The organism is Bradyrhizobium sp. 14AA (genome assembly GCF_054185205.1).
Window position 1 is genome coordinate 1 of sequence record NZ_JAVAYM010000062.1, and the last position, 3,542, is coordinate 3,542.

The 3,542-nt window shown below is 59.7% G+C and carries 3 protein-coding genes; 1 reads left to right on the plus strand and 2 read right to left on the minus strand.

Going from position 1 to position 3,542, the window contains the following annotated elements:
- Both RAD15_RS43235 and RAD15_RS43240 read right to left on the minus strand, forming a co-directional pair.
- Window positions 1–1,385, minus strand: a 1,385-nt coding sequence (locus RAD15_RS43235; protein WP_458184767.1) for an aminotransferase, incomplete at its 3' end; no start/stop codon positions are given.
- A complete protein-coding gene (locus tag RAD15_RS43240; protein ID WP_458184768.1) occupies window positions 1,378–2,874 on the minus strand; it encodes an NAD-dependent succinate-semialdehyde dehydrogenase in 1,497 nt (498 codons plus the stop codon). The genes RAD15_RS43240 and RAD15_RS43235, both read right to left, overlap by 8 nt.
- A 184-nt stretch (window positions 2,875–3,058) precedes the next feature.
- Between RAD15_RS43240 and RAD15_RS43245 the strand changes: the two genes are divergently transcribed.
- Window positions 3,059–3,535, plus strand: a complete 477-nt coding sequence (locus tag RAD15_RS43245) for an Lrp/AsnC family transcriptional regulator (protein WP_458184769.1) — start codon at window positions 3,059–3,061, stop codon at window positions 3,533–3,535.
- Window positions 3,536–3,542: the final 7 nt, after the last annotated feature.

Consider the following 3,542-nt stretch of genomic DNA (forward strand, 5'->3'; position numbering starts at 1 on the left):
TTCTTTGCGATTTCGTCCATGACTTGCTTAGTGGCTCGGTAGGCGAGATCGACGATTTCGTCGATCTCGGCTTCGGATACGACGAGAGGTGGGGCGAATCCGAGAATATCCCCGTGCGGCATTGCTCGCGCAATAAGGCCGCGATCGCGCGCCGCCTTCGAGATGCGAGCGCCCACCTTGAGCTCTGGATCGAATCGCCGTTTGGTCTGGCGATCGGCGACAAATTCGATTGCGCCGAGCAATCCCACGCCGCGAACTTCTCCGACGATCTCGAGCTGTGCAAACCGCTCCACGAGCCGTTTTTGGAAGTGCGCACCCACAGTCCTCGCCCGGTCGCTGAGCCGCTCCTTCTCGACGATATCGAGCACGGCGTTGGCAGCCGCAGCGGCAATCGGATGGCCGGAATAGGTGTATCCGTGCGAAAATGCGCCGACGCGGTCGGCCGCCTCCTCCATGACCTTGTAGACCTTCTCACCAACGATCGCGGCCGAGAGTGGCATGTAGCCGGAGGTGAGTCCCTTGGCGACTGTCACCAGATCCGGCTCGATGCCGTAGAGCGTGCTTCCGAAGTCCGCGCCGGTTCGACCGAACCCACAAATCACCTCATCGGCGATCAGAAGAACGTCGTAGCGCCTGAGCACAGCTTGAATTTCGGGCCAGTAGCCGGCAGGAGGTGGCGTGATTCCTCCGGTACCCAGCACGGGCTCGGCAATAAAGGCACCGATCGTCTCCGGTCCCTCTCGTACGATCAGCTCTTCAAGTTCTGCTGCACGCCGGCGGGAAAAGGACTCTTCCGTCTCGCCTGGCTCAGCGCCCCAATAGTGGTGCGGGGTGCCCGTGTGCAAAATGCCCGGAAACGGCAAGTCCATGTGGTCGTGGTAGAACGACATACCGGTCATCGAACCGGAGACGACTGAGCAGCCATGGTACCCGCGCTCACGCGAGATTATCTTCTTCTTTTTGGGCTGGCCGCGGAGATTGTTGTAGTACCAAACCAGCTTCGCCTGGGTTTCGTTCGCGTCTGATCCGGACAGGCCATAAAATACCTTGCTCGGCTTACCGGGTGCCATTCGAACAAGTCGGTCCGAAAGGATCGCCAGCTCTTCGGTCGTGTGGGCCGCGTATGTGTGGTAGTAGGCCAGCTTATAAGCCTGCCGCGCGATGGCCTCAGCCACCTCGGTGCGGCCGTAGCCAATGTTTACACAGTACAGGCCTGCAAAGCCGTCGATGTAGCTGCGGCCCTGCGCGTCTTCGATGCGGATGCCTTTGCCCCCAGTGACGATCGTGGGATCGCCGCTTTGACCGCTTGCGAATTCCTTGAGCTGGGTAAAAGGATGCAGAACAGTTGAGCGATCGAGTTCAGAGATGGTTTTAATATCAATCATGCCGATTCTCCTGAGCCGCCAGATCGCCGAAGCAGACGTATTTGAGTTCCATGTATTCCGCCAACCCGTGCCGCGATCCTTCGCGGCCGAGGCCGGACTGCTTCCATCCGCCGAACGGAATAGGCGGCCCCGTGAATGAAGCCGTATTGACGCCAACCATCCCACACTCGATCTGCTCGGAGAGTCGCAGGGCCCGGCGCAGGCTGTCCGTGTAGACGTACGCAGCCAACCCCATTTCGCTGGCATTAGCTCGAGCGATGACTTCTTCCTCAGAGTCGAATGGCAGCACAGCAGCCACCGGCCCGAAAGTTTCCTCACGGGCGATAAGCATGTCGTCCGTCACATCGGTCAGGAGCGTTGGAATAACGAAGTTGGGACCCAGGCGATCGTTCTGTTGGGCAGAAATAACCCGCGCCCCCTTTGCCGCCGCATCGTCGATGTGAGCCCTGCACTTATGGACCACCGACAATTTTGTCATTGGCCCGATATCTGTTGCAGGCTCCAGACCGTGGCCGACCTTGAGCTCGACCACCGCCCTGGCAAACGCCTCGACGAAGGCGCCATAGATGCCTCGCTGGACGTAGATGCGGTTAGCGGCCAGACAATCCTGACCCGACGTCGCAAACTTGGCGGCCATCGCTCCTTTGACCGCTTTCTCAACATCGACGTCATCGAAGACGAGAAGGGGAGCATGCCCTCCAAGTTCGAGCGACACCTTCTTTACGGTCTCGGCAGCCCCCTCCAGGAGCAGGCGGCCGACTTGGGTAGAGCCGGTGAACGACAGCGCGCGCACTCTCGTATCGCGCAACAGAGGAGCGGAAAGCTCGACGGGATCACCGACGAGCACCTGAAATACACCTCGCGGCACGCCGGCCTCTTCGGCCAACCTGGCGATGGCAAGAGCCGATAGCGGCGTCTCGGGCGCAGGCTTGACAATGATCGGACAACCCGCAGCAAGAGCGGCGCCGGCCTTTCGGGTGATCATTGCGATGGGAAAATTCCACGGCGTGATCGCCGCCGCGACACCGATCGGCTGCATTCGCACCTGGAGCAGACTTCCAAGCTTGTGGCTGGGGATCGTCTCCCCGTATGCACGCTCCCCTTCGGCCGCGAACCAGTCAAGAAAGCCGGCGCCATAGGCGATTTCGTGCCGCGACTCAGCGAGCGGCTTGCCCTGCTCGCTCGTCACCAGGACGGCGAGTTCCTCCGCATGATCGCGCATCAATGCGGCCCAGGACCTGAGAATGGCCCCGCGCCTTGCCGGCAACAACTCCCGCCAGGCGGCAAAGGAGCGTTCAGCCGCCGCGATCGCCACGTGCATATCGGCCGCTGTGCACCGAGCAACCTCTGCGATCACTCTCCCGGTCGCCGGATCGACCACAGCGTCTCGTTGTTCACCTGCAATCCAGCGACCATCGATGAGCGCAGCCCCGGCGACAAAATCGCGCCGCCGAAGGCCTTCAAGGCACCTCGCCGCAAGATCGGCCAAGTCTGGAGTTCGGCCCCGATCCGTCTGAAACGCCAATTGAATTCCCACGCGGTCGCTTATTGAAATTTTTCAGGCGTTCAGGATACTAATATCCGCGAACAGATTTGCGTCGCATTTAACCGTCCTCTGGACGGACTCCTGCGCAGCAAGGCCATTTAGCGGTGAATTCACCCGAGGACCATTTATGCAATATGACCGAACCGACGCCCGCATCCTCGAGATCGTACAGAAGAACAACCGCCTCACGTCCGAGGTGATCGGCGAGATGGCCGGCCTGTCTGCTACCGCCTGTCAACGCCGACTGAAGAGGCTTCGTTCAGAAGGCATCATCGAAGCCGATGTCTCGATCGTCTCAGCAAAGGCGGTAGGAAGACCTATTCAAATGCTTGTGCTCGTGACACTGGAGCGGGAGCGCGCAGACATAATCGACAGGTTCAAAAAGGCCATCAAATCCTCGGCCGAAGTCGTCAACGGTTTTTACGTCACTGGTGACGCCGACTTCGTCCTGTACCTCACCGCTCGCACCATGGACGATTATGAGCAGTTCACCCGGCGCTTCTTCTATGAAAATTCCGACATCAAGGGCTTCAAGACCATGGTCGTGATGGACCGCGTAAAGGCTGGATTTGCCATTCCGATCGAGACTCCAGACGAAGCTTGACGAGACA